The sequence below is a fragment of the Ketobacter alkanivorans genome (assembly GCF_002863865.1).
Classification (GTDB): domain Bacteria; phylum Pseudomonadota; class Gammaproteobacteria; order Pseudomonadales; family Ketobacteraceae; genus Ketobacter; species Ketobacter alkanivorans.
Window position 1 is genome coordinate 4,172,188 of the sequence record NZ_CP022684.1, and the last position, 25,501, is coordinate 4,197,688.

General features: G+C 50.3%; 22 protein-coding genes. 11 read left to right on the top strand and 11 right to left on the bottom strand.

Translation table 11 applies throughout. The features are described 5' to 3' along the window. Positions 1–24 precede the first annotated feature (24 nt). A complete protein-coding gene (locus tag Kalk_RS17935) occupies positions 25–1,185 on the bottom strand; it encodes a bifunctional 3-(3-hydroxy-phenyl)propionate/3-hydroxycinnamic acid hydroxylase (RefSeq protein WP_233716702.1) in 1,161 nt (386 codons plus the stop codon). Positions 1,186–1,299: 114 nt separating this feature from the next. On the opposite strand from Kalk_RS17935, the gene Kalk_RS17940 reads away from it, so the two are divergent. The 4 genes from Kalk_RS17940 (at position 1,300) to Kalk_RS17955 (ending at position 5,108) form a co-directional block, all read left to right on the top strand. Then, positions 1,300–2,394: a VOC family protein gene (locus Kalk_RS17940; protein WP_407656784.1), complete on the top strand. Its 1,095-nt coding sequence runs from the start codon at positions 1,300–1,302 to the stop codon at positions 2,392–2,394. Between the two features lie 14 nt (positions 2,395–2,408). Beyond that, the gene (locus Kalk_RS17945) at positions 2,409–3,371 is read left to right on the top strand and encodes a fumarylacetoacetate hydrolase family protein (RefSeq protein WP_101895557.1); all 963 of its coding nucleotides are present in this window, start codon (positions 2,409–2,411) and stop codon (positions 3,369–3,371) included. Positions 3,372–3,569: 198 nt separating this feature from the next. Further along, the gene (locus Kalk_RS17950; RefSeq protein ID WP_267892402.1) at positions 3,570–4,010 is read left to right on the top strand and encodes a carboxymuconolactone decarboxylase family protein; all 441 of its coding nucleotides are present in this window, start codon (positions 3,570–3,572) and stop codon (positions 4,008–4,010) included. A gap of 39 nt (positions 4,011–4,049) precedes the next feature. Beyond that, on the top strand, positions 4,050–5,108 hold the full coding sequence (locus tag Kalk_RS17955; RefSeq protein ID WP_101895559.1) for an amidohydrolase family protein: 1,059 nt from the start codon (positions 4,050–4,052) through the stop codon (positions 5,106–5,108). Here the strand turns inward: Kalk_RS17955 and Kalk_RS17960 are convergent. Both Kalk_RS17960 and Kalk_RS17965 read right to left on the bottom strand, forming a co-directional pair. Continuing rightward, the gene (locus Kalk_RS17960) at positions 5,105–5,965 is read right to left on the bottom strand and encodes a PA4780 family RIO1-like protein kinase (protein WP_101895560.1); all 861 of its coding nucleotides are present in this window, start codon (positions 5,963–5,965) and stop codon (positions 5,105–5,107) included. The genes Kalk_RS17955 and Kalk_RS17960 overlap by 4 nt on opposite strands. Before the next feature lie 154 nt (positions 5,966–6,119). Further along, positions 6,120–7,256 carry a zinc-binding dehydrogenase gene (locus Kalk_RS17965; protein ID WP_101895561.1) on the bottom strand — a complete coding sequence of 379 codons (1,137 nt, stop codon included), beginning with the start codon at positions 7,254–7,256 and terminating at the stop codon, positions 6,120–6,122. A gap of 282 nt (positions 7,257–7,538) precedes the next feature. On the opposite strand from Kalk_RS17965, the gene Kalk_RS17970 reads away from it, so the two are divergent. Further along, on the top strand, positions 7,539–9,359 hold the full coding sequence (locus tag Kalk_RS17970; RefSeq protein WP_101895562.1) for a PilZ domain-containing protein: 1,821 nt from the start codon (positions 7,539–7,541) through the stop codon (positions 9,357–9,359). A 7-nt stretch (positions 9,360–9,366) separates the two neighbouring features. On the opposite strand, the gene Kalk_RS17975 is transcribed toward Kalk_RS17970, so the two are convergent. Together Kalk_RS17975 and Kalk_RS17980 are read right to left on the bottom strand one after the other, a co-directional pair. Further along, positions 9,367–9,798 carry a group I truncated hemoglobin gene (locus Kalk_RS17975; protein WP_101896388.1) on the bottom strand — a complete coding sequence of 144 codons (432 nt, stop codon included), beginning with the start codon at positions 9,796–9,798 and terminating at the stop codon, positions 9,367–9,369. Positions 9,799–9,803: 5 nt separating this feature from the next. Further along, positions 9,804–10,658, bottom strand: coding sequence for a DUF3034 family protein (locus Kalk_RS17980; protein WP_101895563.1), 855 nt, complete (start codon positions 10,656–10,658; stop codon positions 9,804–9,806). Positions 10,659–11,027: 369 nt separating this feature from the next. Here Kalk_RS17980 and Kalk_RS17985 point away from each other — a divergent pair, with 369 nt between their 5' ends. The 4 genes from Kalk_RS17985 to Kalk_RS18000 are packed head-to-tail and all read left to right on the top strand — an operon-like array spanning position 11,028 to position 15,304. Beyond that, complete coding sequence (locus tag Kalk_RS17985) at positions 11,028–11,720, top strand: DUF3348 family protein (protein ID WP_101895564.1); 693 nt, start codon at positions 11,028–11,030, stop codon at positions 11,718–11,720. Next, positions 11,717–13,849 (top strand): DUF802 domain-containing protein, encoded by a 2,133-nt coding sequence (locus tag Kalk_RS17990; protein ID WP_101895565.1) that lies wholly within the window; start codon positions 11,717–11,719, stop codon positions 13,847–13,849. The genes Kalk_RS17985 and Kalk_RS17990 overlap by 4 nt, the downstream gene beginning before the upstream one ends. Further along, positions 13,849–14,490 (top strand): OmpA family protein, encoded by a 642-nt coding sequence (locus Kalk_RS17995; protein WP_101895566.1) that lies wholly within the window; start codon positions 13,849–13,851, stop codon positions 14,488–14,490. The genes Kalk_RS17990 and Kalk_RS17995 overlap by 1 nt, the downstream gene beginning before the upstream one ends. Next, positions 14,483–15,304: a DUF2894 domain-containing protein gene (locus tag Kalk_RS18000; RefSeq protein WP_158643566.1), complete on the top strand. Its 822-nt coding sequence runs from the start codon at positions 14,483–14,485 to the stop codon at positions 15,302–15,304. Before Kalk_RS17995 ends, Kalk_RS18000 begins: the two co-directional genes overlap by 8 nt. On the opposite strand, the gene Kalk_RS18005 is transcribed toward Kalk_RS18000, so the two are convergent. From Kalk_RS18005 to ppnP, 4 genes are all read right to left on the bottom strand, one after another. Next, on the bottom strand, positions 15,301–17,646 hold the full coding sequence (locus Kalk_RS18005; protein WP_101895568.1) for a bifunctional diguanylate cyclase/phosphodiesterase: 2,346 nt from the start codon (positions 17,644–17,646) through the stop codon (positions 15,301–15,303). The two genes, Kalk_RS18000 and Kalk_RS18005, sit on opposite strands and share 4 nt — an antisense overlap. Continuing rightward, positions 17,636–18,304, bottom strand: coding sequence for a cupredoxin domain-containing protein (locus Kalk_RS18010; protein ID WP_101895569.1), 669 nt, complete (start codon positions 18,302–18,304; stop codon positions 17,636–17,638). The genes Kalk_RS18005 and Kalk_RS18010 overlap by 11 nt, the downstream gene beginning before the upstream one ends. Positions 18,305–18,418: 114 nt before the next feature. Then, positions 18,419–20,728: an efflux RND transporter permease subunit gene (locus tag Kalk_RS18015; RefSeq protein ID WP_101895570.1), complete on the bottom strand. Its 2,310-nt coding sequence runs from the start codon at positions 20,726–20,728 to the stop codon at positions 18,419–18,421. Positions 20,729–21,067: 339 nt separating this feature from the next. Then, positions 21,068–21,349, bottom strand: coding sequence for a pyrimidine/purine nucleoside phosphorylase (ppnP, locus tag Kalk_RS18020; protein WP_101895571.1), 282 nt, complete (start codon positions 21,347–21,349; stop codon positions 21,068–21,070). A 154-nt stretch (positions 21,350–21,503) separates the two neighbouring features. Between ppnP and Kalk_RS18025 the strand changes: the two genes are divergently transcribed. Beyond that, complete coding sequence (locus Kalk_RS18025; protein WP_101895572.1) at positions 21,504–22,745, top strand: NADH:flavin oxidoreductase/NADH oxidase family protein; 1,242 nt, start codon at positions 21,504–21,506, stop codon at positions 22,743–22,745. A gap of 89 nt (positions 22,746–22,834) precedes the next feature. On the opposite strand, the gene Kalk_RS18030 is transcribed toward Kalk_RS18025, so the two are convergent. Together Kalk_RS18030 and Kalk_RS18035 are read right to left on the bottom strand one after the other, a co-directional pair. After that, positions 22,835–23,614, bottom strand: coding sequence for a DUF481 domain-containing protein (locus Kalk_RS18030; RefSeq protein WP_101895573.1), 780 nt, complete (start codon positions 23,612–23,614; stop codon positions 22,835–22,837). Positions 23,615–23,689: 75 nt separating this feature from the next. Next, positions 23,690–24,535, bottom strand: coding sequence for a crotonase/enoyl-CoA hydratase family protein (locus Kalk_RS18035; protein ID WP_101895574.1), 846 nt, complete (start codon positions 24,533–24,535; stop codon positions 23,690–23,692). Between the two features lie 113 nt (positions 24,536–24,648). Between Kalk_RS18035 and Kalk_RS18040 the strand changes: the two genes are divergently transcribed. After that, the gene (locus Kalk_RS18040; RefSeq protein ID WP_101895575.1) at positions 24,649–25,464 is read left to right on the top strand and encodes a DUF2797 domain-containing protein; all 816 of its coding nucleotides are present in this window, start codon (positions 24,649–24,651) and stop codon (positions 25,462–25,464) included. Positions 25,465–25,501: the final 37 nt, after the last annotated feature.

Here is a 25,501-nt window from a genome sequence, read left to right on the forward strand (position 1 = left end):
TGAAGCGATTGGCTGGTTTGATCCTTAGCTCTTCCAGGTAGCTGCGAGCGGGGGGAAAATGTTAATTGTACGCATCATGCCGTGGATCGCCATGGCGCGGGGTTTGTTGCGTGGCATGACCAGTTGTCCCATCATCTTTGCCAGGTTGATCATTTGATTGGCGTGTGGACGTCGCTCCTGATCATAGCTCATAAGGATGTGTGGTCGCGCTTGTTCCTTTATGACCCAAGCCAACTTCCATGCAAGATTGGCCGCATCCCGCAGGCCAGCCACAAGCCCTTGTCCAACAAAGGGTGGCGTAATATGAGCGGCGTCACCGATGAGAAAAGTACGATCCAGCTGGAAGCGGCTGCAGCAGCGAGCATGGAATCGATATACCGCCTGCCGCTCAATGGTCAACTCTTCGGAGGGGATCCAGGGTGACAGCAGTTCTGCCAGTTTTTCTGGCCGTTCCATTTCCGCGGCGGTTTCGCCTGGTTGTAACATGAACTCCCAGCGTTCACGCCCGCCGGGCGCAGGCATGTGTGGAGTAGGTCGTCGCGGATCGCAATTGAATTCCACATGATCAATGGCTTTGTTTTCCCTTCGGTTGGCATCGACAATCAGCCAGTCCTCTGAGTACGTTTGTCCTTTGAAATCCTGCCCGATCAACGTGCGGACGGTTGAGCTGGCCCCATCTGCTCCCACTAGATATCTTGAAGATACGGTTTGGGCGCAGCCATGGGAATCCAAAATTTCGGCGGTCACTGCATTGCTGGACTGTTTTAGGCTCACCAGCTCCACTTCACTGCGAATTGCTACGCAGTCGTACTGGGAAACCTGCTTGCGTAAGGCCTGCTCCAAGTCCGGTTGATAAAACGTTATCAGTTTGGGGTGTCCATCTATCGTGCCGCCGGTGTTAACCCGTCCAAACTGTCCGATATAAGGGCAGTGCATTTTGACTTCCTGAATACCTATACGCCCAAAGCTTTGATCGTTCAAACCGACCATTTGCAGGATTCTTAAGGCTTCGTTATCCAGAGCAATAGCCCTTGGCATGAGAACAATATCTTTTGTTTTGTCGATTACCAGTGTGCGAATGCCGTAACGGCCTAAGAGCGCAGCGATCGCAGCACCAACAGGGCCGTATCCCACGATCATGACGTCAAATAGTTCGGAATCAGCGTTGGGAGAGAGAGTATCCATAAAAAGTCCAATCAGTAGTAACGGTAAGCTGAGATGGTATGCATTGTTTGTATATTGACATTAATCTCAATATTGATCAATATGTCATAAATTGGTGCGGTAGATTGCATCCAAATGAGAAAGGGACATGAAAATATGAATCGGTTTACTACGCCTCAGCCCTCCAGGCACAACAGTCCTACCACGAGGGCACAGAAGCTCGCGTATCTGAAATTTGAGTGCCAAGATCTTGATCGTGCGGAGCGGTTTTTGACAGATTTTGGTCTGAGTGTTGCGCTAAGAACGCCGGAATTGCTTTATATGCGCACCGCAGATTCTGAACCATTTTGTTATGTGGCGAAAAAATCGGATAAATCCGCTTTCACTGGTTTTGGTTTGCACGTGGCCTCTCGGAGCGACCTAATAAAACTAAGCCACCTCGATGAGGCATCAGCTTTGACTTGGACAACCCAGCCAGGTGGTGGTGAAATCGTACAGCTACAAGATCCTTCTGGTTTTATTGTTGATGCCATTTACGGACAAGAGCCGGTACCAACACTGACGCACCGGCCTGCTTTGAGCTTCAACTTTGAACAAAAGATGGAGCGAATCAACAACACTCAGCGCCCCCCTGTATCCGTACCGGAGGTTCTGAAGCTTGGCCATGTCGTGATGGAAGTTGCGAAATTTCAGCAAAGCTGTGGTTGGTATACACGGCATTTTGGCTTCATTCCCAGTGATGTGCAGCTGCTTCCGGATGCAACGCCAGCTGTGGTGTTTTTACGGCTGGATCTGGGTGACACACCTACCGATCATCATACCCTCGCCATAGCTCAAGGCTTTATGCCAGCGTATAGCCACAGCGCATTCGAACTAGTAGATGCAGATGCCGTGGGAATGGGCCAGCGCATTCTGCGTGAGCGAGGCTGGCGCCATGCCTGGGGAATCGGTCGTCATATACTTGGGAGTCAAATATTTGATTACTGGCAGGATTCTTGGGGTAACAAGTTTGAGCATTACTGTGATGGTGATCTGTTTACTGCAGATGTTGAGATGGGCATTCACCCGGTAAGTCGAGAAGCAATGTCGCAATGGGGGCAGCCTATGCCCCGAAGTTTTACCAAACCTAAACTGACACCTAAAGCGATAAGAGCACTGATTCATAATGTTCGTTATAGCCCTGATCTCTCAGTGCGCAAATTGATTTCACTTGCCAAAATTTTTACTTAAGTTAGGAGTGTTCTATGCCCACCAATATCGTGAGGTTCGAAGCTGGAGTGAATAGTAAATGGGGGCTGCTACGAAAGGGTAGGGTCCATGAGCTTGATATTCCATGCACAACAACAGCTGAATTACTATCACTCGGTGTGGAGACCATTCATCAATCGGTAGTTGGAGGGGGGAGCGGTGTTGATATTGAAAAGCTCAAACTGTTGTCTCCCGTCACAGCCCCTGCAAAAGTGCTTTGCCAAGGTGCGAACTATCGGCAGCACATGATTGATTCTGGAATGGATCCGGATGAGAAAACCTACAACATGTTTTTCACCAAGTCCACTGCGTCAATAACGGCACCTGTCGGCGTGATTTCGAAGCCAAAATTCGTTCGCTTGCTGGATTATGAAATTGAATTAACGTTGGTGTTGGGTAAGAAAACTAACGGGGCCCTAAAGATAAATAGAGAAAACCTGCATGAATATGTCGCCGGAATTTGTATCGGTAATGATGTTTCTGCTCGTGACGTACAAATTCCCCAGATGCAGTTTCATAAAGGTAAAAGCTACCGAACATTCTGTCCTTTGGGCCCTGTGCTTTGTCTGCTTAGTAAGAATGAAATGCACTATCTAGATGAATTGCAGCTCCAACTTACGGTAAACGGTGAAGTTCGTCAGCAGGATTCCACCGCTAACTTGGTATTTAAACCAGCGGATACCTTGGAGGAATATTCACAGATCCACGATTTTGAACCGGGTGATGTCCTGCTGACAGGAACACCATCCGGTTGTGCTTTGGGGCTTCCATCGCCGACCTTGGTAAAGGTTTCTGGTTTGTTGCCAGAGGCAAAGCGCTGGGAGCTATTTTTGAAAATGCAGCTAAAAAGGCCTCAATACCTGAGCGTGGGCGACAAAATTGAAAGCACTATTAAAAGCAGCGATGGGGTTATAGATTTAGGCAGGCAACAACATGTAGTTGAATGTGCTTATGATTAAGCCAAATTTTGGTTGTTGGGGATGTAGATGAGTGTGAAGTTCAATAGTCAGATGGCGCCTCCTGGGGGGTGGGTATCACATGATTCAGCCAGGTTGCCTCCTGTATCTCGTAAGGCAGCCAGGCCTTCTATAAAGGTATTTATATCCGCAGTTGAGAAAATAGGAAAACTTGATGCGGAAAACCTTTGGTTGATGTTAATGCATAACCCGCGGGTGCTGCGTGGAATGATGTATATGGCGTCGAAACTAATGCCTTTTGGTGAGTTGGATCGGATCGATACAGAGCTTGTGATTTTACGAGTAGCCTGGAACTGCCGATCACGTTATGAGTGGGGGCAGCATGTTGATTTAGGGTTGCGCGCGGGCTTAACCATCGATGACATCATATGCATTGCAGAGGGCCCAGATACTATGGGCCTTGGCAAAAACCAGGTTGTGTTATTGCAAGCGTGCGATGAATTTCACAGGGATAGGGCCATTAGTGATGCAGTGTGGTTGAAATTAAGTGAGCGTTTCAATAAAAGGCTCATGCTCGAGCTGTTGTTTCTTATGGGGTTCTATGAAGGATTGGCCGGAGTGCTCAACAGCACCGGGCTGGTTTTGGATGATTCTCTGGAATCAAAGTTAAACTCGCTTTAGATGAACCAATAATAAATTAAAAGCGTGTGAGGGGTGGGCATGAATAGGAGAGAATTATTCAAAACAACGTTAGCGGTTGGGGCGGTCGCAACGCTTGATTCTAACCTGTCCGGTTGTTCTGGAGCAGGTGCAAATAAGATTGATGTTCATCACCATGCATTGCCTGATTTCTACTTGCGGGAGCTGCAAAGGCGAGGGGTATCGAATACCGGAGTTGCTTTCCCCAATTGGACTCCGCAAAAGTCTCTTAACGTCATGGACTTCAACAATATAACGGCTTCTGTTTTGTCGCTGTCCGCGCCCGGTACCTATTTTGGTGATGCAGCTGGCGCATTGAGTTTGGCACGCCAGGTGAATGAGTACTTGGCAGGTTTGACAGTTAACAATCCTGCAAGATTTGGTTTCTATGCAACGTTGCCGATGCCACTGGTGGATGAATCAGTGAATGAGGCGGTATATGCGTTAGATGTATTACAGGCTGACGGAGTGTGTTTGTTAACAAATTCTGATGGGGTTTACCTCGGTGATTCTACCCAGGATGACATTCTGGCCGTGTTGAATGATCGGGGTGCAACAGTATTTGTTCATCCTAACAACCATACGACGACTGATTTGTTGGGTTTGGATGTGCCGGTTTTTGCTGTGGAGTTTGTTATCGATACGACCCGAGCGGTGTCAAATATGGTATGGAATGGAACATTCGAAAGATTTCCGAATATAAAATGGATACTTGCCCATGCTGGTGGCACCATTCCTTATGTGGCTTGGAGGCTGTCGCTACTTGATCTTAAATTTCCTGAACTCCGTGAGCGTTCACCGCAAGGATCACTCAGCTATCTGAAAAAACTGTATTTCGATACGGCGCTATCGCCAACTGAAAACTCGCTTTACCCGACGATCAATCAGTTCGGAGTCGATAATATTGTGCTCGGAACGGATTACCCTTTCGCGCCAGCAGCGCTGGTTCCGGTTGAACTCGCGGAGTTGAATCTTTCAGCCGCTAAACTCAAGGCACTCCAAGGTGGCGGCCTTGCCAAGATATACGAGAACGGCTACAAGCTGTTTCCTAGGTTACAGAGGAGACATTTTGGCCCTTAGTCTCTTGCTTCCGAATCTTCCCGTAGTCGTTCCTGACGTTCCCGTTCTTCTTCCAGAGCGGCTTTGATGGCGAGCATCACGCTATCTACATCAGCAGCGCCTTCGTCGTCCATATGCTCCCCGCTTAGTTCAAGTTCCGGGGTGAGTTCCCCAGCCTCAAACAGTGACCACATTTCCTGGGCGTAGCGAGTGGAGGTCAGTTCCGGTGCAAATTGGGCGTAATAGCCGGTGATGTTGTTTACGTCCCGCTCCAGCATGGTTTGGGCATTGTTGTTGGCGGCGGCGTCTACGGCCTGTGGTAGATCAATGATTACCGGGCCATATTCGTCCACCAGTACGTTGAATTCAGACAGATCACCGTGTACCAAACCTGCGCACAGCATCAATTTGATGTAATGCATCATCAAGGCATGATCCTCCCGAGCTTGTTCGGCGCTCATGCTGACATCGTTCAGGCGGGGGGCTACATCACCTTCGGCGTCCGTTACCATCTCCATCAATAGCACGCTGTCAAAACATCCGAATGGCTTGGGTACTCGTACTCCCGCCTCGTCCAGGCGGTATAGAGCGTTGATTTCAGCGTTTTGCCAGGCTTCTTCCTGTTGGTCGCGGCCAAATTTGGAGCGCTTTTCCATGGCCCGAGCCTGGCGGCTGTTGCGTACCTTGCGGCCTTCCTGGTACTGAGCAGCTTTTTTGAAGCTACGTTTGTAGGCTTCCTTATAAACTTTGGCGCACAAGACGTTTTCACCGCATCGTACGGCGTAGACACTGGCTTCTTTGCCGCTCAGGACAGCATAAAGCACTTCATCGACGATGCCATCATCGACCAGGGGTTGGATAGCTTTTGGGGTTTTCATGCCGCACTTTATACCTTACTTGGGTGCGGGGTTACAGGGGCTGCCCAAAAAATTCGCATCTGCGCAAGGGGTTGAAGGTCAGATTGGGTGCAAGGGGGAGGCAGAATCAGCAACTGGGGATGTGCCCACTGCCTCCGTTTAACACCGGTTTTGGCTATTTTTGCGGGGTTATCAGGTATTTTTCTCCGGTAGCCTGTTTGGTGTAACCCAGGATGATTTCCTTGTTGAGAGTCTCTGCTAAAGAGATCTCCTGGGTGTAGTGGCTGGCGAACGTGGTGTTGATCTCGTTGGCAACGCGCTGTCTTAACTGTAAGAAGCGTTCCATTCCCATGCGGGTGATAAAGGGGGTCAGCAGCCAGCCACCCACACCCCACGCCATACCAAAGGCCCGGTTCAGCACGATTGGGCTTAGGTCTAAGCCACCATACACATACACTTGTTTGTGCACGGATGAGCCGTAGCGGCTGTATTCCTTGGCGTCGTGGTTGATCGCGATCTCCATGGCGGTAAGGATTTGGCTGGCAAGCTTGCCCCCTCCGATGGCGTCAAACGCCAGTGTCGCTCCGGTTTCAATCAGTGCAGTTACTAAACTCTGCATGAAATCAGGTGAGCTGGAGTTACAGATATACTGAGCCCCCAATTGTTTGAGTATGGCGACCTGCTGTTCGTTGCGCACGATGTTTACCAGCGGGACGTCGTCTGCCTGACAGATTTTTACCAGCATTTGCCCCAGGTTGGATGCAGCGGCTGTGTGAACCAGGGCTTTATGGTTTTCCATGCGCATGGTTTCTACCATGCTCAGTGAGGTCAGCGGGTTAACAAAGCAGGATGCTGCTTCTTTGGCGGTAGTGCCTTCGTTCATCACCAGGCAGTTTGTTGCCGGAATGCATCGGTATTGGCAATACATGTCTCCACCTGCTATGCCTACCGTTTTACCCAGCAGGTGGGAGGCCTTTGCTCCGGCAGTTACCACTACACCAGCAGCTTCATTACCTACAGGCATTGGTGTATCCAGGCGCTTCGCCATGGGCTTTAACAGGCTTTCAGGTACATCCATGGTTATGGTTGGGTTGTCCTGAGTGCCACTTGCCTGCAGGGTGCTGATATCCGCAGGGCCCACCAGCAGAGCCAGATCCGATGGATTAATGGGAGCTGCCTCTATGCGTACCAAAACCTCATGCTCAGCAGGTTCGGGCACTGGAATGGTTTCCAGGCTCAATATCAGTTTTCCTGCGCTGGTTATATTTGAAGTCAGTCTCAGTTGAGTGCTGGGGATGCTGTTTATTGTCATGTCGGGCTCTCAATGATGAATTTGTCGGAGGCAGAGTAAGCGCTGTCAGTATCTTGCCCCTGTTAGCCAGTCGGTGCAATGGGTTGCGACACTTGAGCGAGAAGTGCTTTAGGTTGTTGATTGAACGATGACGGTGTAATTGTCTCAAAGTTTGCGGTTTAAAATCTTTAATAATGCCAAACGGTGATCGAAGTCTTGATGTTTCAATGCATTGGCCTACTGTCAAAGATGGGCTGTCTTCTTCAGGGAATATGAATAAGGGATAGACAAAGGGATAGTGCAATGGAACAAGTGGTTATATGGGATTATTTATTGTGTGGAGCCGTACTGGCATTAGTAATATGGCCTCGCTTTAACCGTTGGCCTGCTTCTGAGCAGGGTCAGTTTCAGGGGCAGCCGAGAGATTACATCCATGATCGAGTGTTTATAGGCTATGCATCTGTTTATCTCTTAACGTTTGTACTTCTTGCTTTCTCAGTCAGTAGATTTGAAGAGCTGCGTAAAATGGTGACGCAGTGGCTTTCCTCCGGTGCTGGCTCACTCGATTCTGCAGGTATCCTGGATAGACTCCATGCTTTGTTCGGCCCGCAAAGTTTCATTCTGTATTTGGCTATCATCGTTGTGTTATTGCAGATTCCTTATGTGTCCAGGATTGATGAGCGCTGGCGTAGTGTGCTGTTGACAGCAGCTCGAGTGCCCAGAGCTGCTTTAGGGTTGAAGCTGCAAATTGTCGATGCTATTCAAAATGGAGGGCTTGGGTCAGATTTCACGAAAAGCGTGGTGCAATCTTTATCAGATAAGGGCTTTTCGGAGTTTTGGTGTGCGGTCGGTAAGGGAGGCAAAGGTGGTGTAGGCGTTGATCAGGCGCTGGCAGCAGGGCAGATGCTGGTGTATGCCATGTACTTGTTAAAATTGAATAAGCAGTTTGAATTTCAATACCCTGGCGCAAATGATTTATATCGCATAGAGACAAGGCTGAATGAAATTGCTGCTGTGTTACCCGCCCAAAACCAGGAAACGGATATGTTGGCGGTGCAGGGGTATTGCCGTGAGCTGGAAAGCTCAGTGACGATGCTGGCTGAGATTCTAGCGAAAAACTACGTCAAATCCTATCCTGATAGCGTTGCACGGCAGTCAACATTGGCTCAGTTCGGTTTCAATTTGGAATTTGTTGATCAGAAGGAGTTCAGGATTTTATTGCCTACTGTGTTAGTAGTGGGTGGTTTGTTGGTTAGCTGTGTTTTGATCATTATGTTGTTCATGCTGTTGTTTGATGTCGTTGGCGTATCCGCTCCTCGTGGTGGGCAGTGGTTCACAGTGGATAGGATATTTTTCTGGTCATTGGGTGGCTGGGTTTCGTATGCAGTGGCAGCTTGTTTAGGGTTGTTCTTTAATGAGGCTCTTAAAGGCCCCCTTGGTGAACGGAATCTGGCAACGTATGTGTTGGGGTTTGCGTTTGCCACACTGGGATCCTGTGTGTTTTTTTTGCTATCCAGAGAACAATTCAAACCTCAGTATCTGTGGTTGGCAATCAATTTCGGCGTTTTGGCTTTGGCGGTTATCCGCAGCAGAGGGCGATATTTTACCTCTCAGGAAGGTGTGCAGCGTAAAGCCATTCAGATCGGCGGGCAGTACGCCTTGATTTCAGGTGTACTGCAAATGCTTATTCACATATCGTTTCGTGGGCTGGATACGACAGCACTGAATCTTGTCATGTTCTTTTTGTTTGGTGCGTGTCGGGGTTTTGCGGTCGCTTTCCTGGTTTCTTACATTTTGATGGATTTTGAACGCATTCAACAGCAAGGCTCTCGTCGTCGCTTCCCGAGGGTCTCGTTCCGTCAGTCTATTAAGGGAGAAATAGCGAACCGTCCTGTGGAAGTTTTTGTCAGGGATATTTCAGAGCAGGGTGCGATGCTGCAATTTCGGCGAGCCATGGGAGTGAAGTTGGGTGACCCAGTCTCATTACAATTTGAGTTTGGGCGTATGCAGGGGCGAGTGATCTCTACGCAGAACCACTTCGTTCGGGTTTGTTTCGATATGGATAACTCGGCAGCCGATGAGATTCATCGCTATATTAGTGACGAGATGGGGCTGGCGGTGTAGCGCCCGTTTACTGGTAGATGATATCTGGCCGCATAGGGGCCAACTTTGCCAGCAGTTTGTTTTGTGTTGTATGGGGTATGCCTGTTACGTTCATCGCCGAGATCAACAGGTCTACTGTGCGATTGAATTCCGCTTCGCTAATGTTCATTTTCTTGTGCACATCCAGCATGGTGTCGCCACTGTATTGGCACGGGCCGCCACTTACATCACACAGTTGTTCGATAAGCTTGTTTCTGAAACGTTCAAGGTCGGTATCTGCAAAGTGTTTTACAACGTTGCGGTCGAGACCGATCTCGTAGATAAACTCGTCGGTGATTTTAGTGATACCTTCCATTCCCCCCAGCTCATCAAACAGGGTGTTCCGGGGCGGTGATATTTGGCAAGCAGATAACCCGGTTAGAAAGGCCACTAAAACGGTAAAACGTATGATTTTTGTCATGGTGATCACCATAGGTAGCCGGTGAGAGAAACGTAGGCGCCGGTCTGATCATCTTCACCGGCAATGGTGCCTAAGTCAGTCCAGGCGACGGTAATATTAAAATTTTTGTTGGGAATATAGGCGAGGAAGATATCAAAGGCATCTTCTTCCTCCAGTGCGCTGAGGTTGTCTGGTTTCTGGCGGAACTCAATTCCCAACGCTAATTGACGGCTGAAGAGGGTAGCGAGGGATGCTTCTACCATCATCTCGTAACTGTCGTTATTGTCGCCGCCATACCCCAGCAGGCCGAACTGGTTGGCCTTTGTGGCTCTCAAGGTCAGATCCCAAACCAGGTTGTAGCCCATTAAGGCACCCAAGTGCGCTTTGCTGGCTGCCAGATATATGTCGGTACCTGAGTTGGTATTTTCAGCGCCAACGGCCGAGGCGATCACCTCGTTTCCCAGTTCTTTATATTGAATACCCAAGGCAACTTGGGGCCAGGCACCATAGACGATGTCGCCATACAGCCTTCCCTTAAGCCCTAGAATCTGCTGGTTGATTTCGCGCTCACCAAAAGGAACATTTTTCAGTTCAAACGTCTGCCTGGCAAGACTGATTTCGATCCGATCGTAAACGCTGGCACTGGCTCCGAATGCTTGCAATCGATAGTCCGGCAGGCTAACTCGGGTCATAAAGACGCTGCTGGACCACTCATCCCGACTGTCATAACCGCTTAAGGTGGCCCATGGCACCAGCCCACCGCCGCCACTGCCTTCCAACTGAGTTACGCCAGCCGTTTCTTGAAGTTTACCCGATCCACCATTGGCGAAGCCGGACGTTGTGGCCAGCATGGCTATGAAACAGAGACGAAGTGAAACCATAATGTTGGGGCTCCCAGCGAGGCTTTCGTCACCAGTATAGGATAAATACCTGATCGTGCTGCTCTGGTTTGCTCGAATATCAGGCAGTTATGCTGTGCCGTTCAGCTAATGTATGAGTTGTATCCGGGAACCCTTTGAAGCGCGCCGAACCACGACTTTTACCCACGACGGCTTGCCTTGAATATTCTGCTGGATTGGCCATAATGCGCCTTTATAAAAATACCAATCAATGCCACGGATGTTCGTTTTTTCCTTTCAGTTCATAGCGTTAAGCGTCTGATCTGACTCGTTATTCTGCTTCAGCTCTACAGGGCTGCCTGCATCCATTCGCAAGAATCGTGGTGTTTTTTTCGGATTATGTGATCGGTTATGAATCAAGCTTCATCGGCTACCCCACACCGGCATTCCAGGCTTGTCAGGTTGCTTTCGGATTTTGCCATGGTTGACGACGATTGGGCCTACCGTGATTTTGCAGATCGTCTGGGCCAGATGTTGAGTTTCAATGACTCTATCATCCTGTCTGATGCCCACAAGGCCAAGCCCGAGAGGGGCTTCCAGCGCCACACCGAGTCAGCGGAAGATGTAAAGCAGGAGGTGCTGCGAACCAAGGCGACCCTTGTAAACAACGTGATTCAAAGCTGTACCTCAGGCGATGGAAAACCTCGTATCCGTTGGCCCGTGGTGGATGCAGAATCGGCATCGGGCTATGAACCCTTTTTGCGATTTTATTCGGCCCACCAGCGCGAGCAGGATCTTGCTATACGGGTAGTGCGCTCGGCAGCAAGGGATGCTTTGTCTGCCTGTTCGCCCGCCTTGAAGAAGCTCGCTCTTTTGGATCAGGCTTTAGACGATACGCTTTGGGAGCAAATACGGCGTTTTTACGGTGTGATTCCACGCTTGCTGGAGAGGCGTTTTAACCTGTTGCGGGATCAGCAGCCGCTCTGGCTTAACCAATTCAGAAAGGATATTCAGGCTTTGTTGTTAGCAGAGCTCGACTTGCGTTTACAGCCGGTATTAGGACTGGTTGAGGCTTTGGAAAAAGAGGTAATTCGAAACCCATGACTCGTATTTTGTTTGTGGTGGCTTTTTTATTGGGCGCGTTGGCTGTTGTGTGGATCGGCGCTGATTTTGTAGGTAATGATTGGCTGGCGTTGGCGGTTACGATTCTGATTGGGCTGGTGTATGGCCTTGGTTGTGTTGAGATGCTGCAGTTTCGTCAGGCCACAGCCATGCTGAATACTGCTTTGCGTCATGTGCCAGGGGATTTGGAAAACCTGAACGCCTGGCTGTCGAAAGTTCATCCCTCATTGCAGAATGCAGTGCGTTTGCGCATCGAAGGCGAGCGCGTGGCACTGCCGGGGCCAGTGTTTACTCCCTATCTGGTCGGTTTGCTGGTGATGCTGGGTTTGCTTGGTACCTTTATCGGCATGGTCGTCACGTTGAACGGTGCGGTGTTTGCGTTGGAGGGAACCACGGAACTGCAGGCCATTCGAGCGGGTTTAGCAGCCCCCATCAAGGGGTTGGGGCTGGCTTTTGGAACCTCTGTAGCGGGTGTGGCTGCCTCTGCCATGTTGGGGTTGATCTCTACATTGAGCAGGCGTGAACGCATGATCGCGACTGGATTGCTTGATCAGTGTATAGCGAGTGAGTTTCGAGCTTTTTCATTACAGCACAATCGTCAGGAAACATTCAAAGCGATGCAGTTCCAAGCACAGGCGCTGCCTGAGGTGGCAGAGCGGCTGCAGTTGATGGCTGACAATATGGAGCGCATGACTCAGGCAATGACCACCGCCCTGACTGAAGGCCAGCATCGCTTTCAGGAAACCGCCACAGAGACTTTTTCTAAACTGGCAGCGTCGGTTGAAGGCTCATTGCAGGCCAGCTTATCTGAAAGTGGGCGTATGGCCGGTGACAGCATCAAGCCCGTGGTTGAATCCGCAATGAGCTCTGTGGTCGAACTGGCGCAGAAAACCCAGCAACATTTACAAGAGGTTGGTCAATCTCAGCTTGAGGCGCTATCTGGTCAGTTCAGCAGTACCGCACATGATGTGAGTGAGGCCTGGCGCACAGGGTTGGCAGGATATGAACAGTCACAGACTGAGCTGGTGAGTGCCGTGGAGACATCCCTTGTCCGCTTTTCCCAGAGTTTCGAAGCCACTGCTCATGATACGTTGCAGCGACTGGAGCAGGGGGATGAGCAACGTCTTGGCTTGTGGAGCACATCGTTGCAGAGCACAGCGGATCAGCTGACAGCTAGCTGGTGCCGACAGGGAGAGCAGATGCTGTCACAACAGCAGGCAGCATTGAACAGCATTCAGTCCTCAGCCAATGAGGTGGTCGAACGTTCCGATCGTACCAGCACCAAGCTGTTGGACGAATGGTCGCACGTACTGCAGCGGTCTGGCGATATGCTGCGTAGCCGAATGGAGACTGAGCAAACCTGGCTGGATCAACAAGCTGGCCGCATGGAAGGGCTGGTTTCCATGCTGCGGGAAGAGCTGAGCGCGTTACGCGGTGATGAGTCCGCCCGGGCAAATGCGGCAGTGGAACGTCTTTCCGACTTGGAAGCCGTTGTGGCTGGGCACCTGACTCAACTGGGCTGTGCCCTGGAAGAGCCAATGGCCCGCTTGGTGGAAACCGCATCGCAGGCACCTAAAGCGGCTGCAGAGGTTATCGAGCAACTGCGTCAGGAAATTTCCAATAATATTGAGCGCGATAACGGGCTCTTGATTGAACGGCAGCGGATAATGGAGGATCTCAATGCGTTGCTGATTTCCTTGGAGAAGGTTTCTACTGAGCAGCGTGCTGCGATTGAAAGCCTGGTAGCTGGCTCCGCCGCGCAGTTGACGCAGGTAAGTGACCGGTTTGGCCGTTACATTGAAGCCGAAACCGGCAAACTGTCTGATATGGCAACCAATCTTGAGAGCAGTGCTGTGGAGGTATCCAGCCTTGGCGAAGCGTTCGGTTATGCGGTCGAGTTATTCAGTGATTCCAATGACAAGCTGATTGAAAGTCTGAATCGTATTGAAGAATCGTTGGATAAAACCAGCACGCGTAACGATGAACAGCTTGCTTACTATGTGGCTCAGGCCAAAGAGATCATTGATCTCAGCATGATGTCGCAAAAAGAGATTATTGAAGAGTTGCGTCAACAGGCCGATAGCGAACCTGCAGCAGAAGAGGTGGTCTGATGGAGGAACTGGATGATGCGGTTTCTGCATCAACACCCATCTGGGCTATTTTTGGTGATCTGATGTCAGGCCTGGTAGGCGTGTTTGTGCTGGTGCTGGTTTGGGTTTTGGGCATTCAGCTCGAACTCACGCAGAGCCTTGAAGAGGAGGTTCAGAAGCGCCAGGCTGAGGAGCAGAGGCGTATGGCGTTGGAAGCAGCGTTGGCCGATCCCTTGGCGACGGGTCGAATAACGCTTAACAACGGACGTATTGGAATCAGCGGTAGCGTGTTGTTTGCGCTGAATTCAGATGAGCTTCAGCCGGAAGGCCGAGAGTTACTGCATACATTGGTCATGCCTTTGCAGGTATACCTGGGGGAGAGAGATGAACTGCTTATGGTGAGCGGTTTTACCGATGACCTCCCTATCCAAAAGAACAACTATCGTTATCAGGATAACTGGGAGCTTTCTGCCCAGCGAGCGCTGACCGTCACAAGAGCGCTGGTGGAAGAGGGTATGCCCTCTTCAATGGTGTTCGCTGCGGCCTTTGGTGCGCAGCAACCTGTGGCTTCCAATGCAGAGCGTGAAGGTCGAGCGCGTAATCGTCGCGTTGAAATGGCGCCGGTACCCAGAGCGGGAAAAGGGCTTCAAATCAATGACTGATGTTGCAGACCAAGTGCCACGTAATGCGGATACGCTGCGTGGGCTGCAGGATTCGTTGTCTGATCTGGTTGACCAGAACGCCCATCGTTATGAGCCTGTCAGGTTCCGCCGGATCGAATCTCTGGTGCGGCGGGCCCAAGAGAAGCGCCAGGATGTTGCATATCGATTACTGGAAAGAGCAAAGCAATTGCTGGCCGATTATCGCTGCGATTGGGCGCGGGTAAAACAACAGGCGCAGCATGCCCTTCAGGATATACAGAATGAGTATCCCGAAGGGCAGAATGATTTACGTTTTGGTGACATTAAAGCGGTGCTAAGGCACTCGGCACGATTACAGCGCCGGTCATCGGAATCGTCGTTAACGGAAGTTCTGGCGCATTTTGCTCGGCGTGCTGAATCCTGTGAGGATGCGGCCGAGGATCATTCCTTTGAAGGCTTGTTACGTAAGCAGGAAGTGGATGCGCTCAAGCAGTTTGAAGATGAGGATGCCGTTGCTGATCTGGATGCGTTGCTACCGGTCGGTGAGCTAAAGGCGCTGAAGGAATTCAGAGAGTCGTGGGCCAAGCGCAGTACAGAAAAAGCAGTATTGAAGGCGTTGGATGAGGCTCCAGAGGATGCCGGGCCGCTGAATTCCCATCGCTTGGTTGTGCGTTCCTTAATCGCAATGCAGGACATATCCCCTGAATATCTAGGGCGTTTTGTAAATCACATTGAAGCGCTGTTATGGCTGGAGCAGGCCGGTGCCTGTATGCTGGCTGGTGACGTGAAGCCCCAAAGCGGGAAGAGCAAGTCAGGACAAAGCCGCCGCCGCTAGTTGTTGGCAGCCTGATCCGGCTTGGCGAAGTTCTCCACCCAGGGGAGTACATCTTTGGCAGGTAACGGGCGGCTCAGATAAAATCCTTGCAGCCAGTCGCAACCCCATTCGCGTAGCAGGTCCATCGAGGCCTGATTCTCAACACCTTCTGCAACAACTTTCAGGTTAAAGCTGTGAGCCAGTTCAATGGTTGATTTCACGATGATCTGATCATCCGCCAACTGGTCTAGCTGCAACACAAAGCTTTTATCGATCTTAAGTTCGGTCACCGGCATGTGCTTTAAGTGTGATAGTGATGAGTAGCCCGTACCAAAGTCATCAATTGCCAGGTCGAAGCCAAAGCTGCGGAAGCGTATCAGCAAGTCGATGGCTTCCTTCGCGTCGCGCATAATTTCACTTTCGGTGATTTCAAATGCCAGGCTGTCACTGGGCAAGCTATAGTCGTCCAATAGCTGCTTTATGTTTTCCAATAAGTGTTTACGAGATAGATCCTTGGCCGATAAATTGATTGCCACTTGAGCCGTGAATTGGTTGGATTTCCATTCCGCGATTTGCGTTATAACGGCTTCTACGACCCAATCGGTGATGTTTGCAATCAGGCCCGCCTGCTCCGCCAGCGGAATAAACAAATCGGGTGGAATAAAGCCTTGTTCCGGATGTATCCAGCGAATAAGCGCTTCAAATCGAAAGTGCTCCTGGGTGCTAGCCAATACCTTGGGTTGAAAATACATTTGCAGTTGGCCATCGTTCTGAGCCAACGTCTTTTTAAGGTCTGCCAGTAACTGCAAGCGCTTGAGATGGGTTTGTTCCATATTGCTGTTGTAAAAGGCGATACCCAATTGTTCTCGGCGTGCCATATCCAGAGCAATACTGGCTTGTTGAACCAGCTGGTCTGCATCTGTGCTGTCTCTCGGCGCACAAGCAATACCCATGGAAAACTTCAAAGTGATTTCCAACTGCTGAATCATGTAAGCGCTGGATAGAGTGGCCAGCACGTTTTCGGCGGTGCGTTCCACGCTGCATGCCAGTGGAATAGCCACCAGGAATTCATCTCCACCCAATCGAGCGGCCAGGCAATTCTGTTCAGGCAATCCGCTTAAGCGCTCACCTATTTGTTTCAGACATTGATCCCCTACAAAATGGCCAAACGTATCGTTCACGATTCTGAAGTCGAGGATGTTGATGCAGATTACGCTGAGGGGCTTGTAGTCGATACTATCAAGATGCTCTTTGAGCCGAGTGATAATATGTTGACGGTTTATCAGGCTGGTGAGTGGGTCATGGTGAGCCTGAAATACGATGCGGGCTTCGCGTTCTGCCAGGCCAACCTGCATGGTTTCAAAGGCAGCGGCTAATTCGCTTACTTCACTGGTTGTACGTTGCACATCAACCTTAAGCCCAAATTCTCCTTTGGCCATGCGGCTGGCCGTCTTGGCCAGAGACCTAAGTGGATACGCCATGTTGCGGGCTATCACTATGCCGCCGAATGAGGCCAGTAAAGCACCAATGAACGTGATGACGATAATTCTGAGCTGTAATACATCGAACTCGTGAAAGGCTTTCTCAACGCTGTAGGTCAGGTAAAGTCCGGCCTCGCCGCTGTTGGATTGGTTCAGATCCAATTGGAGTGAAGCAAATTGAGGGCGTCCAAATAAAGGCAGCGAGTGCGTACTATAAGGGGTATAGGCCTCACTTAATGCTTTTAACCAAAGATCCGGGGGCAAGGTTGACGCGATCACTTTGTCAGAGGAGGATTTGTTGAAATAAAACGTAATATCCAGCCCGGTCAAATCCTTCCATTGTTCAGCCAGCTCCCGGTTCAGTTCAAACCCTACCATGGCAATGGCGATGGGAAGAGGCGCTTTTACCGGTAACAGTATGACTTGGTAGAGGCGTCCATTAACGGTCAGGTAGTCGGTTGCCCCCCCATTACTTAAGCTGGATCGAATAAAGAAATCTTGATTGAAATGCGCTTCAACCTGCTCGGTGTCGGAAGCGATGATTTTACCTTGTAAAGACAGCAGCACCATCAGATCCGCGCCGATTCGCTCGCCATGATTATGCAGTACGCTTTCCAATGTGCTTTTATCCTGGGTGGCAACCGCCTGTTTGAAGCCGAAATCCGATGTCAGCACTTCAGTTGAACTCATCAACTGTTGTTCTCTGTTTCTCAATAACTGCTTGAGCACGCTTTCTGCTATGGAGAGATTACTGTCGATTTGATTGTGGCTGTGGTTGGTGGTTGACAGCCAAACTGCGAGCGCAACAGTGAGGGCCATGCTGATGAGCAAGCCAAGAACAAAGCGAAGTAGGCGCTGTTGTAAAGATGCACTAACGGCCATGATGTTTAAACCGGTCTGAGCCGAAGCCGCGTACGGGCTCGGGCTTGGGAATGGGTTTCAACTCCAGCCGGAGTTCAATGTCGCGCTCAGTTGTAGTGGGCAGAATCCGCTCCTCGACGTCGTCGAAGCCACTGGCTTTTCGGGCGTGCCAGATGCGTAACGGTTGGTTTGCGGGCAGCTCCAGCTGCGCTTTGCCAGTCGCATCCGTTTGCGCCCAACTTTGGGTATCGCTCACGATGATGTAGCCGGTCATGCGATCGTGAATATTGCAGCCTAGTACCACAATGCCTGGGTTATTGAACGGAATCGGGTGTTCGGGTTGTTCCGCATAGAGTTTGAGTTCAAATACCTTGGGCTTCGAGAACGAATAAACATGATGGCGTATGTTGTCGCTGTTAGGAAAATTTACCTGGCGACCTTGTTCTACGATAAGTATTTGAGGAACAAAGGCTTTGTCTATTTGGTCCATCACCGCAGCAGGCCGCATTTGGGTATCAGCAGCATTGGCAGGGCGATAAGTCGGTGGCCCCATAAGTACCGCGCCTGAGACGGGTTCACCATGCTGGTCCAGAACCAGTATGCTGACAGCATCTGCGTGCGCGCGGGAGACCGAGAGCCCCACTGCTACAATGATGGCCAAAATGGTGGTTAGATGCAAAGAAGCCAGCCTGTTGTGAACTAAGTCCGTGAAAAATACCGTTAAATTCAGTATAGCAAAGGCTCGGCTACTGACTGGATAGATTGTATTTTGTTCGTTCTGTGCGTTAACACTCTATTCTATAACGGTTTTTGCGGTAGGACTGGGGCTGGTTTTTGCGATCCAAACCAACCAGGCCGGGATAACCAGAAGATCGAAAGCCAGCGCAAACAAGATGATTAAACCCGTTGCGGAACCTAGATCGCTGTTGAGTTTAAAGCTGGATGTGCCCAAAAGCAGAAAACCTGCGGTCAGCAGGATGCTGGTGATAACAATGGGTGCGCCTGAGTGAGCCAGCACCTGCTCCAGTGCGGGGGCCCCCTCCAATCCTTGCTTACGTGTTTTCAGGTAGCGGCTGAGCAGGTGTACTGTGTCGTCAACCACCACACCAAGGCACATGCCACCCACCAGCGCCATAGATAATCCCAGCTCACCCACCGTAAGGCCCCACAGACCAAACACCGCCATAATCGGTACAAGATTCGGCAGCAGGCTGAGCAGGCCGAATCGTACTGATCTAAAGGTAAAAGCCAATGCAATGGCTATCAGAAGCAGCGCCACTAAAATACCTGCCATCATGCTCTTGATGTTTTTCTGCCCTATATGGGCAAACATCAGCATAGGGCTGGAACACAATGTTTCCCACTGGGGGTATAGTGTGTTGATGTGTTGTTGCATGCGGGCTTCCAGATCCAGCATTTCCAATGATGATATGTTGTGAAGGGTAACCACCACCCGAGTTGAGCGCCGATCCATGCTCAATTTATCCGAAACATCCAGGCCGAAAGGCAGGGACATTTCATACATTAATAGATATTGGGATGCCAGGTCGGCCGAGTTGGGGAGTCTATATTGATCGCTGGAACCGCCGTTCAAATTCTGATTGATTTGTTTAAAGGTGTCGCTGATGCTGGCAACGTGACGTACTTCTGGTTGTGCCAGTAACCAGTTTTTGAATTCATCTAACTCGGCGAGCAGAACAGGGTCCGACGCTGAGGCGCTGCCTTTTCGTGAAATGGCGAGCTCTGCAGAGTAAATGCCGGTGAGGTGTTCATCGGTGTAATCGGTGGCGATGCGAAAGTCGGTACTGTGATCAAAATACTCCACAAACTCATCGTTAAGGCGATTGCTGCCGATGAAAAGCATCAGGCCAATGGTGCATCCACCAACCACTAGCAGAGTTAATACACTGCGTTGAGAAATCAGCCCCAGCACAGGTGGAATAAGGTAGCGATTAACGAACAGCTCCCGTTTTGGCGTTGCGTTAGTCATGTGCAGAAAGGCTGGAAGAAAGCTGAGAGAGAGCAGCGTGGCCAGTGTCACGCCCACAGACACAATATTGCCCAAATCATGGTAGGGGGGAACATCACTGAAATTCATGGTGATGAAGCCGATAAGGGTGGTGCCCCCGGCAATCATCATAGGTTTGAAGTTATCGGCAATGGTTGTATCTGCATTGTTGCTGCCCGGAGAGATCAGTTGCAGGCGTAGAAATGTGTTGGCAATGTGAACAGAGTGGGCCACGGCGATGGTGAGAATGATCATGGGCGCCACGGCAGAGGGTGACGATAACTGAATACCCATCCAGCCACCAGCGCCCATGCCACCAAGGGCAGAGAACACTATCACTAACACGATGCCCATGCAGGCCTTCCAGCTTTGCAGAAAAAAGCGTAGCCCCAAAATCACGATCAGCAGCATCAGGGGTAACAAGGTTGCCATGTCCGCCCGGGCACTTTCAGAGAAAGTGTTCGACATCATAATCATACCGGTTAAGTCAACGCGGGCACCTGGGTCTATTTGCTTGATCAGTGCTTCTACTTGATGCCCATGGGCGACTATGGAAGCGGCTTCGCGTGGCGAGTTACCTGGCTTGTTGATGGTCACCAGCAGACCAGTGACATCGCTGTCTGCTGAAATCAACCGGTTCACCAGGATGGGCTCGTTTAAGGCGTAAGTCCTGATTGCGGCCAAGTTATCTTGACTTAGTTCCAATCCCTCTGGAATCAGATCGTCTACCAGCAGCTCATCACCTTGCGCGCTGGTGCGCTGAAAGTTGCTGATGGAATCCACGCGGGTGGAATAGGGGGTTTTCCAAAGTTCTTGGGTGGCAGCCTGGACTGCATTTAAAGCCTGGGGTGTGAATACATCACCGGATGAAGGCGTGTAAACCAGAAGCAGTTTTTCGGAGGCGCTGAAATTGTCTTGGATGTGGTTGAAGGCCGCTAACTGGGGATTGTCTTTGGCGAAGAAAACCCGATAATCCACGTTGAATTTCAGTTGGCTGATACCGGCTGCACACACTAGTACCAAAACTAACGGAAGCAACAAGCTCGCCTTTGGGAAGCGCGCGACAGAAAGCCTCAACGTCCATGTCGTCTTCAAGGTGTATGCTCCTACAGCAACTTTCGCAGGTGGCCTGGTTATCTGATCCCCGGATCAGCCCTCGCTTTCCATGCGAAGCCGTGTCTATCCTTGTGACGAACCCATGCAAATTAAAACGAATTCAAGTATCAGGGGGCCTGCGTATCGATTCTGCGAGCGCGGGCCTGAAAACCTAATTAGCTTGGTTAATTCTAGCAGTATTGCTGAACAGAATGCATCCAAAGAATATTCGTAAACCTTGTTTACTTGGGGTGTTTTATGGGGGAGTTCTAAGAAGACATCACCGCAAGAGTTGGCCTGGCGAAGGTTGCGCAGGCCATGAGTCTTACGGGAAGATTACTATTCGTAGGTGCACAGGTAAGCGGTGTCTTGCTCCACTTTCAACTTGAAGCTGGTGTTGGCTTCTACGATAAAGCTGTCCGAGCTGCGATACGCCGTCCATTCTGACTCCCCGGGTAACTGCACAGTCAGCACACCGCTCACTACTGTCATTGTTTCTTTTTGGGAGGTTGAAAATTCATAGTCACCGGGAGCCATGACGCCAACGGTAGCAGGTAGCCGCTCACCCTGAAAAGCGATGGATTTTACTTTGCCATCGAAATATTCGTTCGTTTTAAACATGTTTGGTACTCCAGAAAAAAGTGGCGGGATTGTATCACGTCCTCTTACCGGGTCATTACTCTCTTGTGCGCGCGGCATTGATTGACTCGTTTGGCTTTATACGATAGTTTTACAATTATCGAACTATCATCTGGCCTATAAACTGGAGGCGCACTTGTCATCACTGGAATCTTTGGCCCAGCCACTTACCCTGCGCTGTGGTGTTGTGATCAAAAATCGTATTGGAAAATCAGCCATGAGTGAGGCCTTGGCCACCCCGGACAATCGGCCTACCGCATTGCTGACTAACCTCTATTCTGCTTGGGCCAAGGGAGGTACGGGGCTTGTGATCACCGGGAATATCATGGTGGATCGTTTGGCGCTTGGTGAGCCTGGTAATGTGGCGATTGAGGATGAGCGTGATCTGGCTATGTTGAGCCAATGGGCGCGAGCTGGTGCCCAGGAGGGTACGCAGATCTGGGTGCAGCTGAATCACCCAGGCAAGCAATCGCCCAAGATGGTGTCTAAACAGCCGGTAGCGCCGTCGGCTATTCCACTGCAGAAACGTTTTGAAAGTTTCTTTAATGCCCCCAGAGAGCTGACTGAGTCGGATATCGAAGATATTATTCAACGCTTCGCTACCGCGGCAGCAGTTGTGAAGAAAGCCGGTTTTACCGGCGTGCAGATTCACGGAGCCCACGGCTATCTGGTGAGTCAGTTCCTGTCCCCTCATCATAACCAGCGCAAGGACAAGTGGGGGGGCAGCCTGGAAAACCGTGCCCGCTTTGTGATGGAGATTTATAAAGCCATTCGTGAGCAGGTGTCGGATCAGTTTCCCGTGTCTATCAAATTGAACTCGGCTGATTTTCAGCGGGGTGGTTTTACCGAAGAAGAATCCATGCAGGTAGTGGAAATGCTGGATCAGGCGGGTATGGATTTGATAGAAATTTCCGGAGGCAACTACGAGTCACCGGAAATGACCGGCAAGAACGTGAAAGCATCAACGAAAGCACGGGAAGCTTATTTCATGGAGTATGCTGAAAAGATTCGCTCGCGCGTGAAAACGTCGTTGATGGTAACCGGAGGGTTCCGTACGGCTCAAGGTATGATGGAAGCACTGGAAAGTGGTGCTACCGATATCGTCGGCTTAGGCAGGCCGTTGGCGTTAGAGCCGGATCTCAGTGCGCGCATCCTCAGTGGCACTGCAAAATCCAGCCCTGTGAAACCAAAAATTACGGGGATCAAAACCGTTGACGACATGGCTATGATGGAAACGGTCTGGTATGCACGGCAATTGGAAAGAATTGCGAAGGGCAAGCAACCCAAGATTGATGAAAGTCCGTTTCTGGTGTTTTTTCGTCAACTGCTGATGTCCGGGTTTAAGGGATTTAAAACCCAGCGAGTCAGGGCTAATTGAGCAAGGCGTTAGGCTCGAAATAGGTATTCGGCAATTCAAAAAATGGGCTTTCAAACAGAATTGAAGGCCCATTTTTTGATAGTAGAGATTTAGAAGTTATAGACCAGCGTGGTTTTGTATTCGGTGTTGGTTTCGTAATTGTCTATGGGTGGGTCTGCATCCAGGTTTTTGGCTGGTTCGCTATCATGGGTCACTTTATAGTGCACCTTCAGATCCAGAGTGTCAGTCAACTTTACTGACAGCGCGGCATCCATAAGCGTGCGAAAATCACCAAAATCGTCAGTGCTGGGTTGGTAATAGGCGGTGGCGGATATAACAATCTGATCATTGAGACGGTGTTTGTACACAGCAAAGGTGTTCACTCTCCATAACCAGGTTTTATCCTCATAGGTGCCCAAATCCAACACCTCCCGCTCCCGAAAACCACCAAACCCCACCGCCAACGAGAAAACTTTATCGTCAGCAGCGATTACATAGCGTCCACCGCCGCCAACCAGTGAGCGTGACTCCAGGTTGTCAAACTCATCTTCTTCCCATTGAGCGAAGCCTTCAGCAGCCCACTTATCATTGAGGATGTGTATCCAGCGGCCGTGCAAAAAGCTGTCATCGGTGTCTTTGATGTCGCGAGTGGTGCCGTATTCCCGCTCGACAATGCCGAGGTAGATGTTGTTGCTTTGTCGGTTGGTTAGCTTGGCAGCACCGCTGTAGGTTTCTTCGCGCTTGTTGCCTGTCTTGCCGTCGATACCAAATTCGACGTGGCCGGTCCAGCCCTCGTTCGGCAGGCCTGGCCGCTCACTTTCAATATTGGATATGGCACAGACTTGAGTAGACAGTAATAGCAGTGCAAGTGCCTGTATTAATTTGAACATGGAATCGCCCCCCTACTGTTTTGGACAGGGGGGCGAGTATACGGAGTTGGAACTGGAATTTGTAGTGACTGTTTCTTATTCCTGGCTGAATGGCGGCCTTATTGGATGCAGCTCCTCAAAATCAGGATCGGTGTTCTGGGCCTTCGCTGCAAAGGTTTTCATCATGTCCTCAGGGCGGAACATGCCTGATTGCCAAGCTGCCATATAATTCAGGCTATCTTGAACGCTGTGATCACGGCTGTAATTAATCATTTCCTTGCACCCAGCAATGGCTAAAGGTGAGCGCTTACTGATGTCGGCAGCGATCTTCCTAACGGCATTGAGCATGCTGTCGTGATCTGGGTAAACTTCGTTAACTAATCCTATTTCTTTGGCCCGTTGTGCTGAAAGTTTGGCACCGGTATAGGCCAACTCACGCATCATGCCCTGAGGGATCAAGTGGGGTAGCCGTTGCAGCGTGCCCAGATCTGCGGTCATGCCTAAATCGGTTTCTTTGATGCAGAAAAACGCATCTTCAGTACAGTAGCGGCAATCTGCAGCGCTCACCATGTCTACCCCACCGCCAATACAGCCACCCTGTATGGCCGCAAGCACGGGTATACGAACGGATTCCAACACATTGAAGGTTGCCTGCAATTGCAGAACCAGTCGGCGAAGGTTTTCGGCGCTGCGGCCGGGGTCGCCCTGCAGGGAAATATTTTTGGGATTCATGAAAACACCAAGATCCATCCCTGCAGTAAAGTGCCTGCCGGTGGAGGCTAAAATGATCACCCGAGCACGGGCATCAGCATCGATTTCACGAATCGCAGTGGGAAGTTCCTTCCAAAAATCCAGATTCATGGTGTTAAGAGCGTCAGGGCGATTGAGTGTAACTTGGGCAATTTTATTCTCGATGGAAACGGTTAAGGCACGATACTCCATAGTGAAGCACTCTAAGATGGTGGGTGTATCTGGTTTGTAGCAATCGAGTTTGACCCCGTCAAGGATGATTGGTAGCTTAGCCAGCCAAGAGAGGCAAGAGTGAACAAGCTGTTATGCAAGGTACATTATCGAAGTTGAAGTCTTCGCTGCAAACACCAGTGGAATACGGATTACCCCTGGGAGATGGCAGGCTGGATTTGAATCCGTTGCTGGGATCAAAAATCCTGTTGCGTCATACCAATCAAATTTTCTGTACGCATTGCGGCCGTAAAACCAAAAAGAGCTTTGACCAGGGCTACTGCTATCCTTGTTTTCGCTCTTTGGCACAGTGTGATACCTGCATTATTAAGCCGGAAAAGTGTCATTTTGAAGAGGGCACCTGTCGCGAACCTGACTGGGCACAGAATTTCTGTTTTCAGGGGCATACTGTCTACTTGTCGAACTCATCTGGTATAAAAGTAGGAATCACGCGCAATGATCAAGTACCCACTCGTTGGATTGATCAAGGGGCGATTCAGGCTATACCGGTATTTCAAGTCAAAAACCGCTTCCATTCAGGGCTGGTGGAAATCACATTAGGTAAGTATGTGTCCGATAAAACCCGCTGGCAGGCCATGCTGAAGAATCAGGTGACGGAATTGGATATGCGTGAAGAGCGGGATAAATTGCTACAACAATGCAAGTTGGAGCTTGATGCCCTACGTGATCAGTTGGGCGATGAAGCTATTGTTGCCATGCCCGAGGCTGAGCCCGTCAGTATCAATTACCCGGTATTGGAATACCCCAGCAAAGTTACCAGTATGAACTTTGACAAAAACCCAACTGTGGAAGGTACATTACTTGGCATCAAAGGCCAGTACCTGATCTTTGATGTGGGCGTGATCAACATTCGTAAATTTACTGGCTATGAGGTAGAGGTGGCTCACTGAGTCACCTCATTAATTTGGATTCCTGGAATCGAAGGCC